Origin of the sequence: Aeromicrobium sp. 9AM (assembly GCF_902506105.1) — a bacterium.
GTDB lineage: Bacteria > Actinomycetota > Actinomycetes > Propionibacteriales > Nocardioidaceae > Aeromicrobium.
On record NZ_LR733304.1, the window covers coordinates 761,242 to 775,942 of the forward strand.

At 66.3% G+C, this 14,701-nt stretch carries 13 protein-coding genes; 10 read left to right on the plus strand and 3 right to left on the minus strand.

Annotated features, from left to right (window positions below):
- Positions 1–18 precede the first annotated feature (18 nt).
- Positions 19–951 carry a TIGR03621 family F420-dependent LLM class oxidoreductase gene (locus tag BOSE46_RS09850; protein WP_159540070.1) on the minus strand — a complete coding sequence of 311 codons (933 nt, stop codon included), beginning with the start codon at positions 949–951 and terminating at the stop codon, positions 19–21.
- Between the two features lie 206 nt (positions 952–1,157).
- Between BOSE46_RS09850 and BOSE46_RS09855 the strand changes: the two genes are divergently transcribed.
- The 6 genes from BOSE46_RS09855 to BOSE46_RS09880 all read left to right on the plus strand — a co-directional run bounded on the left by BOSE46_RS09855 (position 1,158) and on the right by BOSE46_RS09880 (position 7,384).
- A complete protein-coding gene (locus tag BOSE46_RS09855) occupies positions 1,158–2,027 on the plus strand; it encodes a cyclase family protein (protein WP_159540071.1) in 870 nt (289 codons plus the stop codon).
- Positions 2,028–2,091: 64 nt separating this feature from the next.
- Positions 2,092–3,102 carry a glucose-6-phosphate dehydrogenase (coenzyme-F420) gene (fgd, locus tag BOSE46_RS09860; protein ID WP_201299594.1) on the plus strand — a complete coding sequence of 337 codons (1,011 nt, stop codon included), beginning with the start codon at positions 2,092–2,094 and terminating at the stop codon, positions 3,100–3,102.
- Positions 3,099–5,612, plus strand: a complete 2,514-nt coding sequence (locus tag BOSE46_RS09865; RefSeq protein WP_159540072.1) for a bifunctional FO biosynthesis protein CofGH — start codon at positions 3,099–3,101, stop codon at positions 5,610–5,612. Before fgd ends, BOSE46_RS09865 begins: the two co-directional genes overlap by 4 nt.
- 40 nt (positions 5,613–5,652) lie before the next feature.
- The gene (locus BOSE46_RS21705; RefSeq protein WP_371415508.1) at positions 5,653–5,898 is read left to right on the plus strand and encodes a helix-turn-helix domain-containing protein; all 246 of its coding nucleotides are present in this window, start codon (positions 5,653–5,655) and stop codon (positions 5,896–5,898) included.
- Positions 5,899–6,218: 320 nt separating this feature from the next.
- A complete protein-coding gene (locus tag BOSE46_RS21710) occupies positions 6,219–6,602 on the plus strand; it encodes a multiprotein-bridging factor 1 family protein (RefSeq protein WP_371415509.1) in 384 nt (127 codons plus the stop codon).
- On the plus strand, positions 6,593–7,384 hold the full coding sequence (locus BOSE46_RS09880) for a shikimate dehydrogenase (RefSeq protein ID WP_159540075.1): 792 nt from the start codon (positions 6,593–6,595) through the stop codon (positions 7,382–7,384). The genes BOSE46_RS21710 and BOSE46_RS09880 overlap by 10 nt, the downstream gene beginning before the upstream one ends.
- Before the next feature lie 12 nt (positions 7,385–7,396).
- Here BOSE46_RS09880 and BOSE46_RS09885 read toward each other — a convergent pair whose 3' ends face one another.
- Entirely contained in the window at positions 7,397–7,732 is a 336-nt protein-coding gene (locus BOSE46_RS09885; RefSeq protein WP_159540076.1) for a hypothetical protein, read from the minus strand.
- 189 nt (positions 7,733–7,921) lie between these two features.
- Entirely contained in the window at positions 7,922–8,707 is a 786-nt protein-coding gene (locus BOSE46_RS09890; protein ID WP_371415510.1) for an IclR family transcriptional regulator, read from the minus strand.
- Between the two features lie 422 nt (positions 8,708–9,129).
- Between BOSE46_RS09890 and BOSE46_RS09895 the strand changes: the two genes are divergently transcribed.
- The 4 genes from BOSE46_RS09895 (at position 9,130) to BOSE46_RS09910 (ending at position 14,666) form a co-directional block, all read left to right on the plus strand.
- A complete protein-coding gene (locus BOSE46_RS09895; protein WP_159540078.1) occupies positions 9,130–11,112 on the plus strand; it encodes an ABC transporter ATP-binding protein in 1,983 nt (660 codons plus the stop codon).
- A complete protein-coding gene (locus BOSE46_RS09900; protein WP_159540079.1) occupies positions 11,109–12,719 on the plus strand; it encodes an ABC transporter substrate-binding protein in 1,611 nt (536 codons plus the stop codon). The genes BOSE46_RS09895 and BOSE46_RS09900 overlap by 4 nt, the downstream gene beginning before the upstream one ends.
- Before the next feature lie 67 nt (positions 12,720–12,786).
- Entirely contained in the window at positions 12,787–13,731 is a 945-nt protein-coding gene (locus BOSE46_RS09905) for an ABC transporter permease (RefSeq protein WP_159540080.1), read from the plus strand.
- Complete coding sequence (locus BOSE46_RS09910) at positions 13,728–14,666, plus strand: ABC transporter permease (protein ID WP_159540081.1); 939 nt, start codon at positions 13,728–13,730, stop codon at positions 14,664–14,666. Before BOSE46_RS09905 ends, BOSE46_RS09910 begins: the two co-directional genes overlap by 4 nt.
- Positions 14,667–14,701 lie beyond the last annotated feature (35 nt).

Below are 14,701 nucleotides of genomic sequence, written 5' to 3' on the forward strand. Positions count from 1 at the left end.
CGCGACTGGCTCGAGAGGTCACGCTAGACGTCTAACAACTTCGCGGAACTCGTCTACGGCTGGCTGCTGAATCGTGTAGTAGCTGTAACCCCAACGTTCGCGTCGCTCATGAAGACGCTCAAGAATCTCGTCGACGCTTCCGATGAGGATGACAGGCGATGCCAGGATCTCATCGGTTGTTGTTCCGTACTGGCCTGTTAGCTTTTCCGCTTCCGTATGTGCGTCGGCGGTGACCTTCGCAACCTTGAGCCACGCATGAAACTCAATCTGATCGAAACGCTCGCCTGCGGCATCGCGGATCCAAGTGAATTTTTCGTCAATCGCGTTTGGTAGCGCGTCTGGCAGGGACTGTGCGCGGTCCAGACTCGAGGATAGGGCCGGGTTCACGCCGATGATGTTGGCGTGGCGGGCTGCGAACCTCAGCATCCGCTTGCCTCCGCCCGCGACGAAGATGGGTGGGCCGCCAGGGGTGAACGGCTTGGGCGTGCCGTTCAGTTCGTTGATGGTGTAGTGCTCGCCGGCGAAGGAAAATGGCTCGTCACCGAACAGGCCCTTCAGAACCTTGACGTGCTCGATCATTCGGTCCACGCGTACCTTCGGCACGTTCATCGTCACGCCAGAGCTGTTGTAGTCGTTCACCTGGTAACCCGCCCCGATCCCAACTTCGAGACGGCCCTGGGACAGCAGATCGATAGATGCGAGCTCGCGGGCGAGGACCGCAGGATGGCGGAAGTCAGCCGCGAACACTGCGGTGGCCACGTGGAGCGAGGTCGTTGCCGCGGCTGCAGTCGCCATCGCAGTGATCGGACCGAACCCTTCATCCAGGTGGTCCGGAGCGAACATCGTGGAGAATCCGCTGTCCTCGAGATCTCGAGCTGTCTCGGCCCACGTCAGTCCCTCAAAGGGCTCCATCATCTCGACACCGATGCGAATTTTCCTGGGCTCAGCCATATCGGGCGACTTCCTTCGGTAGCTTGATGTTGGACAAAAGTTAGGACGAGTGCCCGATATTGTCAAACGACGCTTCGGCTGCTTACACCACGAGACGGGAAGTCCGCACAATGAATCAGAGGCCTAGGTATCAGGATCTTCCGCAGCTGCCTTCCGGGGCCAGATCGGGATGGCACGTGTTTGGGGACGACGACCAGGTGGGTCTGGTGAACCTGCAGACGAGCGATCGCGTCCTCGAGGCCTCGGGCGCCGTCGTCTCGGGTGAGGTCTTCGCGCTAAGCGCGGAGGTCGGCCTAATCAACCCGGCGATGTTCGGTCGCCGCCGCCCTCGTCACCTGGTCGTCGACGAGGGAACGGGGTGCGACTTCGACGACGTCCTCGACGACTTCAACCCCCAAGCCTCTAGCCAGTGGGACTCACTCGCGCACGTGGGCTACGCCCGTGACATGTTCTACAACGGCGCGACCGCCGCCGAGGTGGCCGCCGGCCGGCGAAACACGATCGATCATTGGGCGCGCCGGGGCATCGTCGGACGAGGCGTGGTCATCGACGTCGAGGCGCTCTACCTGGGCCGGGACGGTGTGTACGACCCGGGGGAGACGACGCGAGTGACGGTTGAAGACCTCGAGGCTGCGCGAGTGGCCGCCGGCGTCGAGTGGCGCACGGGTGACGTGATGATCCTTCACACAGGCTTCCTGGGCTGGTACGTCGATGCGGATCAGGGCGTTCGCGATCGGTATGCGTCGCCCGACATGACGGCGTTGACGTCGGCCGGGCTCGACCGTGGTCCCACGATGCTCGAGTACCTCTGGGACGCCGGCCTCTCGGCCGTCGTCGCCGACAATCCTGGTGTCGAGGCGATGCCGTTCGACGCTGGACAGGACGCGTGGCCATTCGGGTTCTTGCACCACTGTCTGATCGGTCAGCTGGGCATGGCGCTCGGGGAGCTCTGGTGGCTTCGTGACCTGGCGCACGTCTGTCGCCGTGACGGCAGGCACGAGACACTGCTTGTCTCAGCGCCGCTGCACGTCGCCGGAGGCATCGGGTCGCCGGCCAACGCCATTGCGCTGAGATGAGCGCGCATTGACAAACATAGGACAGGCGCCCTAGGTTCACGTGTACCAGGGACAAGGAGCGATCATGAAGTTCGGGTACAAGGCGTCGAATGAGCAGTTCGGCCCGGTAGAGCTCCTTCGCTACGGCGTCATCGCCGAGGAGGTCGGGTTCGACTCGGTCTTCGTGTCAGACCACTTGCAGCCCTGGCGGCACGACGGTGGCCACGCCCCGTTCTCGCTGTCGTGGCTGGGCGCTCTGGGCGCCCGCACCGAGCGGGTGACGATCGGCACCAGCGTGCTCACGCCAACCTTCCGCTACCACCCGGCCATCGTCGCGCAGGCGTTCGCGACGCTCGGCTGCCTGTTCCCGGGGCGCGTCATCCTCGGGATGGGCACCGGCGAGTCGATGAACGAGGTGCCGCTCGGACTCGAGTGGCCGGAGGGCAAGGAACGATTCGCACGGTTCCGCGAGGCAGTCAAGCTAATCCGTCAGCTGTGGGCCGAGGACAGGGTGACGTTCGAGGGTGAGTACTACCAGACCGTGAACGCCACGATCTACGACCGTCCGGACGAACAGGTCCCCCTCTTCCTTGCTGCATCCGGGCCTGCGGTGACCCGTTTTGCAGGGCGGCAGGGCGATGGCTACATCACGACGTCGGGCAAGGATCCCTCGCTCTACACCGAGACGCTGCTGCCTGCAGTCCGCGAGGGCGCGGCCAGGGCCGGTCGCGAGGCGAGCGACATCGAGATGATGATCGAGGTCAAAGTGTCCTTCGACCCGAACCGCGAGGCTGCGAAGGAGGCCACTCGCTTCTGGGGTGCCTTGGCGCTGAGCCCCGAGGAGAAGTGGGGCGTCGAGGACCCGGTCGAGATGCAGCGGCTCGCGGACGCGTTGCCGGTCGATCGTGCGGCGGCGCGCTTCATCGTGTCGGACGACCCTGACGAGCACGTGGCCGCGATCCAGCGCTACATCGACCTGGGCTTCACTCACCTGGTGTTCCATGCACCCGGTCCCGATCAGGCTGCCTTCCTGCGCCGCTATGGCGACGAGATCCTGCCGCGTCTCCGGTCCCTCGGACCGGGAGTCGACGTGTGACAGCCACGCTGCGAGAGATCGACCGCGCCGTCACGCGGGTCGAGGCGGCGAAGGCGGTCGACCGGACCGAGGCGCAGGCGTTGCTCCAGGCGCGGGGTGACCACCTCGCGCGACTCATGGCGGTAGCGCGTCGCGTGCGCGACGCGGGACTGGTCGACGCAGGTCGAGCAGGCATAGTGACCTACAGCAAGAAGGTCTTCATCCCCCTGACCCGGCTGTGCCGTGACAGGTGCCACTACTGCACCTTCGTGACCACACCCACTCACCTCGCCAAGGCGGGACAGGCGCCGTTCCTCTCGGCCGACGAGGTTCTCGCTATCGCTCGCGACGGCGCACAGCTGGGTTGCAAGGAGGCGTTGTTCACCCTCGGTGACCGCCCGGAGGGGCGCTGGCCCGAAGCGCGCACGTGGCTCGACGAGGCCGGCTACGACTCGACACTGCACTACCTACGGGCGATGGCCGTCATGGTGCTCGAGGAGACCGGTCTGCTGCCCCACCTCAACCCGGGCGTCATGACGTGGTCCGAGATGTCGCAGCTCAAGCCTGTCGCACCGTCGATGGGGATGATGCTGGAGACCACGTCACGCCGCCTCTACGAGACGCGGGGGGAGGCTCACTACAAGTCGCCCGACAAGGATCCCGACGTGAGGCTGCGCGTCCTGGAGGACGCCGGACGGATCAACATCCCGTTCACCACCGGGCTGCTGATCGGCATCGGCGAGAACCTGGAGGAGCGGGCGGACAGCATCTTCGCGTTGCGCCGTGTGGCCCGCGAGTATGGCTCGATCCAAGAGGTCATCGTGCAGAACTTCCGCACCAAACCCGACACCCCGATGCGGCACCGCGACGATCTCGATCTGGACGAGTACCTCGCTGCGATCGCCACGACCCGGGTGCTCCTCGGGCCGGGCGCGCGCGTCCAGGCGCCACCCAACCTCGTCGACCTGGCGGTCTGTCGTGCGCTGCTTGATGCGGGCGTCGACGACTTCGGAGGGATCAGCCCACTCACGCCCGATCACGTCAACCCCGAGCGGCCATGGCCGCAGATCGAAGACGTCGAGAGGGTATGCGCCGAGGCTGGACTGGTTCTGCGAGAGCGGTTGACGATCCATCCTCCCTACCTGTCAGCCCCGTGGCTCGATCCGCGCCTGCGGGCTCACGTGCTGGCGCTCGCCGACCCGCGCGGCCTGGCCGATCCTTCGATCCTGCCGGTGGGCCTGCCCTGGCAGGAGCCCGATGGCGGTTGGTCCGACCAGGGACGGACCGACCTCCATCGCGCAATCGACGTCGAGGGGCGTGCGAATGACCGTCGCTCTGACTTCGAAGACGTCTATGGCGACTGGTCGACGATCAAGGAGAGGGCGCGGCGGGACGCACAGCCACAGCGGCTGACAGCCGATGTCACCGCGGCCCTCCGAGCAGCCTGGACCGACCCGGCCGGCATCTCGATCGAGCAAGCCAAGGTCTTGATGACCGCCGAGGCGGGCCCTCCGCTCGAGGCGGTGACGGAGCTGGCCGACGTATTGCGCCGCGACGCGGTCGGTGACGACGTCACCTACGTCGTCAACCGCAACATCAACTTCACGAACATCTGCTACACGGGTTGCCGGTTCTGCGCGTTTGCCCAGCGCAAGAGCGACGCCGACGCCTACTCGTTGAGCCTGGCCGAGATAGCGTCGCGGGCGACCGAGGCGGTGACGGCGGGAGCGACCGAGGTCTGCCTCCAGGGCGGCATCGACCCGGAGCTGCCGGGCACGGCGTACTTTGACATCGCGGCGGCAGTGAGACGAGCCGAGCCCGGGCTGCACGTGCACGCATTCAGCCCCATGGAGGTCATGAACGGCGTCGCGCGCACCGGCATGTCCGTGCACGACTTCCTCGTGCGGCTCAAGGAGTCGGGCGTCGACTCGCTGCCAGGCACGGCGGCGGAGATCCTCGACGACGACATTCGATGGGTCCTCACCAAAGGCAAGCTGCCCACTCAGCAGTGGGTCGACGTCGTGACCACGGCACACCGGGTCGGCCTTCCGACGAGCTCCACGATGATGTACGGCCACGTCGATCACCCGGGGCACTGGGTCAACCATTTGCGAACGCTGGCGGCCATCCAGCGGGAGACCGGCGGGTTCACGGAATTCGTCCCGCTGCCGTTCATCCACCAGTCGAGCCCGATCTACCTCGCTGGCGTGGCGCGACCCGGACCGTCGGAGCGTGACAACCGCGCTGTCCACGCCGTGGCGCGGATCATGCTGCACGGATTGATCGACAACATCCAGTGCTCCTGGGTCAAGCTCGGACCCGAGCAGTGCACGCAGGTTCTCCGAGGCGGGGCCAATGACCTCGGTGGCACGTTGATGGAGGAGACGATCAGCAGGATGGCAGGGTCGACCAACGGCTCACGCCGAGAGGTCGCCGAGCTCGAAGACATGGCCGCGGCGGCAGGTCGCCCATCGCGGCAGCGGACGACTGTCTACGGCTCGACTCGTCGCAGCAGTGCCGCAGCCGGCTGAGACCGATCAGTCGACGTTCGACCTGCGTCACGCGCGGTTGGTGGCTGGGCCGGGAGCGGGCGACGTAGCGAGGCGCCTCGGCGTGCACCCGATGACGGTGCTCAGGTGGGAGAGACGGGACAGACGTCCCGGGTCGGCGACGACCAAGGCATTGTCGAGCCTGCTGCAGGTGAATCTCGACGAGGTGTCAAGGTTCTTCTTTCGCGGCGTCTCGCCGGTGCGCAAGACCGGACTGCCGGGCACCGGCCTACGCTCGCTCCGCGAGCGCAACGGTGTGAGCGCGTAAACGATGGCCACCTGCCTGGGAGTGCCGATGCACACCGTCTACAACTGGGAGGCCGGGCGGGTCAGGATCCCGAAGGCGCGCGTCCAGGCCATCGCCAACTGCCTGGAGACAAGCCCTCGTGTGCTCGTCGCGGTGCTGGTCGCCGGTCCGCCCGCCGGCGCGGCGCCGGCCAGCGACGACAGTCCCCTGCATCTGGCCCGCCGCGCCGCCGGGCTGTCGGTCGCTGGGCTGGCTGCCGAGGTCGGGTCGTCGGCGTGCTCCGTGCGTAGGTGGGAGCTCGGGCGTTGCGCGCCCCAGGTCCGCGATCAGGCGACTCGCCGATGTATTCGGGATCGGGCTCAACGCGGCCGCCGCTCTGGTCGGCGTGCCCGTGCCGGACGACGTCCGCACCGGGGCGTGGCGTCACGGCCCCCTGCGTGTTGCGGCTCCTCCGCGAGTGGGCCGGAATGTCTCAGACTGACGTCGCGCGGTCATGTGGTTGCAGCGTCGCATCGGTCCGAGCGTGGGAGGCGGGACGAACCGTGCCGGCCTTGCGCAACCGGACCGCGCTCGAACGCCTCCACGCCTTGGTGCCAGGGTTCTTGGACCCTGCGCGCAGAGGATATGGCTCCCTTGGCCCAAAATTGGACCAGCGCCCGAGATTCGTGGTTGGATGTCGCGGACGCCCCGTGGATCGATGCCAAGGAGAAGAATCATGCTCGTGATCACCGGAAAGACCATGGTCTACCTGTGCGTGGGACATCCGACCGACCACGTCAAGGCGCCTGAGGTGTTCAATGATCTGTTCCGTGACAGAGGCATCGATGCCGTGACGATTGCGGTGGACGTCGCTCCCGAGGATCTCGCCGCGTTCGTCGAGGCCACGAAAGGGTGGCGCAACCTGATCGGGTTCGGGCTCACGATCCCTCACAAGGAGGCGGTTGTCCCCCTGCTGGACGAGCTTGATCCCACGGCCCAGCGCACCCGCGCGGTCAACACGGTCCGGCGGCTTCCGTCGGGACGACTCGTGGGCGGCCTCTTCGACGGGCTCGGGTTCGTGCAAGGCCTGCGCGACGCTGGACGCGATCCGCGAGGCATGTCCGTCCTGGTGGTAGGAGCCGGCGGCGTCGGTCGGGCCATCGCATTCGCGCTGGCCGAGGCGGGCGCCTCGAGCATGGCCATCGCCAACCGGTCGCGCCCGAGGGCCGAACGCCTGGTGGACGACATCGCCCAGATCGTGCCGGGCGTGAGCGTCGACGTCGGTAGCATCGGGTCGGGGCGTTACGACCTCGTGGTGAACGCGACCTCGCTGGGTATGCACGAGGACGACGATCTGCCGTTCGCTCTCGACTCGCTCGCCCCCGGCACCGTGGTGGCCGAGGCTGTGATGTCGCCCGAGGTGACCGCGCTCCTGGTCGAGGCTGAGCGTCGAGGCCTCACGCCTCACCGAGGCCGTGCGATGCGGGATGCGCAGATGGACGTCGTTGCGCGATTCATCGGGGTGTGACGACCGCCGGTTTCACGGTGCAGGGTGGGATCCGACGAGTTGAGACGCGTTGCTTGCTGCCTCGATGACCGAGGGGATTAGTCGCTCTTCGCGCCGGCGTGACGTGATCGCCGTCAGTGTGCCCACGCTGATGGCGCCTACGGGGGTTCCGGTGTCGTCGACGATCGAGGCGCCTACGCCCATGCCCTGACGATCGACCTCGCACCTGCTGATGTACGCCGTGGGCGAGATGTTCTCGCTCGACCGGCTGGCCGAGCACTGTGCACAGGTCGGCGCGTACGACGGCATGATCGTGTGGGACCACCGGGTCGCGGCAGTCGCGGGCGACGTCCCTGCGCTGGAGGTCATGCCGTTCGACGAGGATGACGTAGCCGAGCAACGGGATCAGGGCGTAGTGGAGGAAGCCATCGACGCGCTTGCGCGCCAGGAGCTCGCGGCGGCCGGCTCGTTCAACTCGCCGGGCCTGCGTCAGCGCACCGTTGAACAAGCGCGGTGGCATTGGCTCACCGCCCAACGCTGTCGCGATCGTCTGACCACTCATGCTGCGGGGGGCTCGACGGCCGCCGACGCCTGCTCGGCGGCGCGGACGACCCACGGCACCAGCTCGGCGACGCGCTCGGGCGAGGTGGCCGCGGTCAACGTGCCGACGCTGATCGCGCCGATCGTACAACCAGAGGTGTCGACTATCGGTGCACCGATGCTCATGCCCTTATAGTCGACCTCGCCGCAACTGATCACCACGCCGGTCCGACGGGTTCGTGCCACGTCGGCGTACACCGTCGCGACTGAGAGCTCGGACGACGTGTCCAACAGTTCACGCGCAGACTGATAGTCCCAGATCTCGCGATCCGACAGACCGGCGAGCATGACGCGCGGCGCGGCGCCCAAGTGCATCGGAAGGGTGCCGCCAGCACGCACCGTGATGTCCGAGGCGAACCGTCCGTCGAGGACTTCGAGGCAGTGGGCGCGACCGTCGCGATGCGAGAAGAGGAACACGTTCTCGTCGGTGGCCGACCTCAGCTCCGCCATCGCGTCGCGCGACGTGGAGCGCAGCATGTGGTCGTCGGTGTGCAGAGTCTCGACGCCGCGCCCGGCGTAGGCGGCCGCGCGGTAGTGTCCGCGCGATGTCTGCTCCACGAGGCCGCCGAAGACCAACGTGCCCAAGATCCGGTGGCACGTGGCTTTGCTCAGGCCGAGTGTCGTCGCCACGTCCCGCAACCGGAACTCGTCGCCCTCCGACAAGAGCTGGAGGACATCCATCGCCTTGAGGAGCACGAGGACATGGGTGCGGGAAGCGGACGGGGAGTCGTGATGCATGGTCATACCTCTGTCACCAGCGTGTGTGCAGGTCGGGTGATGCCCTCGGTGGACAGCCCCATCGTAGGTGTGGCAAGCCCTTCTGGCTACTGGAAGTCGGATGAATGCCCGATATTTGGTCGGGTCAAAACGTTCTAGATCGTGGAACGTTGTCCCCGCGTCGAGGCGCCGCGCGAAGGGGTCGAGCGCGTCGGCTATCGCGACGTTCTACATGCCGAAACATCGCCGATCTCGCGCGAAAACTCGGGGAAACAAGCGGTGTCCCGAGCACTTTTCGTCGCTTGACAGATCTAGGACACGCGTTCTAGGTTGCGGAAGTCGTACCAGTGCGACCGGGGATCGGCCGACAGGCAGACCCGCCGGACACCGCTGGCGGGTGGGTGCTCACGGGGGTCCCGCGTGAAGACCGGACTGCTTGGAAGGACAACGTGGCACTCTTCGAGCTGAAGGACCTGACCGTGGATGTGCACGGGCCGAACGGGGACATCCGTCTCGCGGATGGCATTTCGTTGTCGGTCGAGGCCGGAGAGACGCTGTGCGTTGTCGGAGAGTCCGGCAGTGGGAAGAGCGTCACGATGCTGTCGGCGATGCGGCTACTCGAGTTCACGGCACCACTGACCGTCTCGGGGTCGGCCGTGCTCGGCGGCACCGACCTGCTGAGCTTGAGCCAGCAGGCCATGACCGCGGTCAGAGGCCACCGCGTCGGCATGGTCTTTCAGGAGGCCATGGACGCGCTCAACCCGACCCAGACCGTCATGGCGCAGCTGTGCGAGGCGTACCTCCTGTCGAACGACCTCGGCCGGACCTCGGGTCGACGAGAACGCGCTGCCCAGCGGAGCGCCGCGCGTCGGAGCGCTATGAGCCTCGTCAAAGAAGTCGGGCTCGAGGAATCCGTCGCCGACCTCTATCCGCACCAGATGTCCGGCGGGATGCAGCAGCGAATCATGATCGCGATGGCCCTCATGGGGGAGCCGGAGATGTTGATCGCGGACGAGCCGACGACGGCCCTTGACGTCACGGTCCAGGCCGAGATCCTCAAGCTGCTGCAGAGGCTTCAGCGTGATCGTCAGATGTCGTGCGTCTTTGTGACGCACGACATGGGAGTTGCGGCCGAGATCTCCGACCGCATCGCGGTGCTCTACGCCGGACAGGTCGTCGAGATCGGACCGACGAGTCAGATCCTCGGGGCACCCCAGCATCCGTACACGAAGGCACTGCTCGAGTGCGTCCCACGCCCCAACACTCGCCTCGTCGGGCTGATGCGGACGATCCCCGGATCGGTTCCGGAGCCCGGCCACTACCCGGCCGGCGATCGCTTCGCACCGCGCAACGCGCTCGCGTCGCAGCAGGACCTCGACGACCCGCCACCGGTTGTCACCTCGGCAGACGGGCGGCATTCCGTGCGGGCGTGGCGACCAGTCGAGCACTGGACTGACGAGATGGTCGACGCCCTGACCGGTCACCCGGGCGACCAGGTAGTGGCGGAGCGATCGCGCCCAGCGGGCGACGGGGAGCCCGTCGTGGTGCTCGAGAACGTCTCGAAGACGTACGGGACCAGACCCGTGTCGGGCTGGATCAGGCGGGTGACCCACTCCGGTCGCGAGGGCAAGACCAACAGGACGCGCGCGGCCGTCGCGGGAGTCAACCTGACGGTCTACAAAGGCGAGTTCTTCGGGGTCGTCGGCGAGACTGGGTCGGGCAAAAGCACGCTGGGCAAGCTGATGCTCGATCTCGAGCAGGCCGACGCCGGCTCCAAAATCACGGTGAGTGGGCTCGACCTGGGACAGGCACGTGGTCTCGTCGAGGAGCGGCAGCTGCGTCGTCACGTGCAGATGGTCTTCCAGAACCCACAGGACACGCTGGACCCGCGACGTTCCGTCGCCGACGCGATCGCCGAACCGCTGTGGGCGCTGACCGACCTCGGTCGTGAGGGCGTCGAGGCACGTGTACGAGAGATGCTCGAAGCCGTGCGGCTCCCCTCGAACGCGGGTGCCAAGTTCGCCTCCGAGCTGTCGGGTGGCCAGCGTCAGCGGGTGGCCATCGCCCGAGCCATCGCGCCCGGCCCGGACGTCGTGGTGGCCGACGAGCCCACCAGCGCGCTGGATGTCTCGGTCCAGGGGCAGGTCATGAACCTGCTCCTGGAGCTGCAGCGCGAGCTCAACCTCACGTACGTCTTCATCACCCACAACCTCAGCCTCGTGACCTCCGTCGCGGACCGGGTCGGCGTGATGCGACGGGGAGAGCTCGTCGAGGTGCTGACCGCCGACGAGCTCATTGCGGGCGCCTCCCACCCGTACACGCGTGCGCTGGCCGCGGCGAATCCCGATCCCTTCAAGGGTCTCGGCGCGGTCGCGTCGGTGGCGTCAACCACGAACCACCAAACCGTCACACCGATAGAGGAGAAGACATGATCAGGCCCCTCAGGCAACGCCCTCGCGCTCTGGCCCGTGCCATCACAGCCATCATCGCGGCTGTGGCACTCGTCGGTTGTACCGGGACGAGCACCTCCGGCGGCGGCACGCCCGTCAAGGGTGGGACCGTCACCGCTGCGCTGTCCGGCGATCCACAGACGCTCGACACCGGCCTGGCGACTGGTCAGCTGTCGCAGATCCCGGGTCAGAACATCTTCGAGCAGCTTTTCGCACGGGACAAGAAGTTCAACCCGCAGCCCATGCTGGCGAAGTCGTTCGAGCTGTCGAAGGATCGGCGGACCTACACGATTCCGTTGCGCGAGGGCATCACGTTCCACAACGGGGCGAAGCTCACGTCGGCCGACGTGAAAGCAAGCATTGAGCGATGGCTCGAGATTTCCGCGACGGGCCAGCAGGTCAGCAAGGACGTCGACGCCTTGGAGACACCGGACGACCTGACGTTCGTCATCAAGCTCAAACGTCCGCGCTACTCCCTCATCGCCGACCTGGCCTGGACCGTGCAGGCAGCCATCATCCTGCCGGCCGACATCGCCAAGGCGGCAGGCAAGTCGCCACTCAAGAATGAGCAGGTCATCGGGACCGGCCCGTACAAGCTAGACAGCTACAAGGCCGGCCAGCGCATCCAGCTCGTGCGATTCGACGAATACAAGAGCCTCGACCAGGACTTTGGTGGGTTCGCCGGCAAGAAGACAGCGCACGCCGACAAGCTTGTGTTCGTCTTCGTCGCGGACGCGTCACAGCGCCTCAATGGGCTGAAGACTGGTCAGTGGGACTGGGTCCAGGAGATCAACGGCGACGATATCGATGCCGCCAAGAAGGACTCGTCCCTGACAGTGCGGGCATCGGCCGTGAAGTACTCCAACGTCCTGCTACTCAACAGTGACGACTCGTCGGCCTTCGCCAGCGTCGACGCGCGCCAGGCCATGAACACCCTCCTTGACAAGGAGGAGATCGCGAAGGCGACGTTCGGTCCCTCCTGGCTCTGGAAGCCGCTCAACGGTGCACTCGCTGCAACCAGCAATGCTGCGCTCTACACCAAGGCTGGGATCGAGTCGTTCCCCGGTGGCGATCCTGACGCCGCCAAGGCACTGTTCAAAAAGGCGGGTGTGGGCAGCAAGCCGATCCGTATCTTGACGTCCAAGACGTATCCCTACATGTACCAGTGGGCGGTTGCGGCGCAGGCCGCTCTAAAGGACATCGGCATCCCGTCGAAGGTGAGCGTCTTCGACTTCCCGACCATGTACGAGCGTCTGGGCACGTCGCCCGGGTCGTGGGACCTGAGCGTCACCTACCTGTCCGGCATGGCCGGCTCGCCGGGACAGATCCCGTGGTTCGGCAAGGAGCAGCCGGGAAGCTACTACCGCGGTGACTACGGCAGCACGGTCGACACCCTGCTCGCGAAGTACCAGGACTCGACGTCGGCCGAGGAGGCCAACGGCGTGATGGGCGAGCTGCAGACGAAGTTCTACGAGACGATGCCGGGCGTCCCCCTGGGCGGGGTGAGCGCAGTTGGCGTCTACAGCGCCAAGCTCACGGTACCGAACGACTTCACGTACGTGCTGTGGAGCGCGTACAAGACGAACTAGTCGTGCGGCCCGGTCGAACGTGCCTCGACCGGGCCGCTCTCTGCGTCGACCCCCAAGGAGCGAGATCGTGACGTCACTCATCATCCGCAGGATCAGGGACATGGTCGTCGTCCTCGTGTTCGTGACCACGGCTATGTTCTTCATCCTGCACTCGATCCCGGGCAGCCCGGCGATCGCGATCCTCGGGCAGGAGGCCTCGGCCGAGCAGATCGCCGCACTCAACCACGAGCTCGGCTTCGACAAGCCCCTGCTCGCGCAGTACCTATCCTTCATGGGGCATGCGTTCCGCGGCGACCTCGGCTACTCGGTGTCCCAGTCGGGTGGCGTCATGCACGCCGTCCTGTCCTACTTGGGGCCGACCTTGCTCATCGCGACGTCGGCCACGGTGCTCGGCGTGCTCGTTGCGGTGCCACTCGCGGTGCGCACCGTTTCGAGGCCACGGTCTCTGTTGTCGCGCTTCTTGATGGGCGCGAGCTCGTTCGGACTGGCGATCCCCAGCTTCTGGCTCGCACTGATCCTTGTGCTGCTGCTCGCCGTGCGGACCCGGGTCTTCCCCGTCACCGGTTACGTCTCCCCGCTTGAGAGTCCAGCACGTGCCGCGAGCTTCCTCGCCCTACCCATCATCGTCATCATGGCCCACCAGGTCGCCTTGCTGGTCATCACGCTGCGTGAGAGCCTCGCCGCCGAGATGCTCAACCCCTACGTGCGCACCGCGCGTGCCAAGGGGGCCTCCGAGAGACGTGTCATGTACCGCCACGTACTGCCCAACGGGCTCCTGCCCGCCGTCACCGTGATCGGCGGCAACTTCGGCTCGTTGCTCGGAGGCGTGGTGATCATCGAGACGGTCTTCCTGATTCCCGGTATCGGATATCTCCTCTACGGCGGGGTCCAAGCGCGTGACTACAACCTGATCCTCGGAATCACGATCATCACCGCCGCCCTTATTGTCCTGGTCAACCTCGCCGTGGACCTCGTGTACGCCGTCCTCGACCCGAGAGTGAGGCTCCAATGAGTACTCCCGTAACCACAGCGGCCCGCAGGATCGCCCAGGAGTGGCACCGCAATAGAAGCTTCATCGTGTGGTTCACGGTGCTGGTCCTGCTCATAGTCGTCTCGATCGCGGGGCCGTGGGTCCTGCCCTCGCCTTCGTCCCAAGAGCTGGCCATCCGCCTGCAGGGGCCGTCGCTCGACCACGTGCTCGGCACGGACGACTATGGCCGAGACATCCTCAGCCGTGTGGTGTCGGCGGGCCGCATCTCGCTCGGCCTGAGCGCCCTCATCACGATGCTCGCCGTCGGCCTAGGCTCGGTGGTCGGCCTCGTGGCCGGCTTCTACACGGGCACGTCGAGCATCCTGATGCGCATCATGGACTCGCTCATGGCGTTCCCGGCGATCGTGCTGGCGATCGCCCTGGTTGTGGCGCTCAGCTCGAAGCCGGGCGCGCTGGCTGAGACGATCGCCCTGACGGTCGTGTTCACGCCGTACGTCGCGCGTGTTGTGCGGTCCAGGGCGCTGACGATCTCGCAACGAGGATTCGTCACTGCGGCGCGCGCGGCGGGCGTTCGCGGCGTCCGCATCCTCGTGGTCCACGTCCTGCCCAATGCCCTGCCGACCATCATGGTTCAGGCCACCTTTGTGTGCGCGTCCGCGTTGCTCGCCGATGCGTCGCTGAGCTTCCTCGGCCTTGGTGTCGCTCCGCCCACCCCCACCTGGGGAAACATGATCGCCGACGCCAAGCCGTACATCAGCAGCTCGCCGCTGTTCATCGTCGCCCCTGGCACGGCGATCGTCATCGCCGTCATGGCGTTCAATCTCGCCGGCGACGGCATCAGGTCCCTCGTCGACCCGCGGGCCAAGGCCGTCCTCAACCTCCAGGCACGCGAGCGACGCCAAGCCAAGGACTCCGGTATCCGTGGGTCCCAGGCCGCCTCTCCGCCGCACCAATAGACGGCCGTTGTCCGACGGTCACGACACCTCAACCC

Bases quoted from the DNA above. Each gene is read 5' to 3' on its own strand.
- BOSE46_RS21710 (WP_371415509.1), top strand. From the start codon at position 6,219: ATGTATTCGGGATCGGGCTCAACGCGGCCGCCGCTCTGGTCGGCGTGC.
- BOSE46_RS09885 (WP_159540076.1), bottom strand. From the start codon at position 7,732: ATGACCTCCAGCGCAGGGACGTCGCCCGCGACTGCCGCGACCCGGTGG.
- BOSE46_RS09890 (WP_371415510.1), bottom strand. From the start codon at position 8,707: ATGACCATGCATCACGACTCCCCGTCCGCTTCCCGCACCCATGTCCTC.
- BOSE46_RS09900 (WP_159540079.1), top strand. From the start codon at position 11,109: ATGATCAGGCCCCTCAGGCAACGCCCTCGCGCTCTGGCCCGTGCCATC.
- BOSE46_RS09910 (WP_159540081.1), top strand. From the start codon at position 13,728: ATGAGTACTCCCGTAACCACAGCGGCCCGCAGGATCGCCCAGGAGTGG.
- BOSE46_RS09880 (WP_159540075.1), top strand. From the start codon at position 6,593: ATGCTCGTGATCACCGGAAAGACCATGGTCTACCTGTGCGTGGGACAT.
- fgd (WP_201299594.1), top strand. From the start codon at position 2,092: ATGAAGTTCGGGTACAAGGCGTCGAATGAGCAGTTCGGCCCGGTAGAG.
- BOSE46_RS09850 (WP_159540070.1), bottom strand. From the start codon at position 951: ATGGCTGAGCCCAGGAAAATTCGCATCGGTGTCGAGATGATGGAGCCC.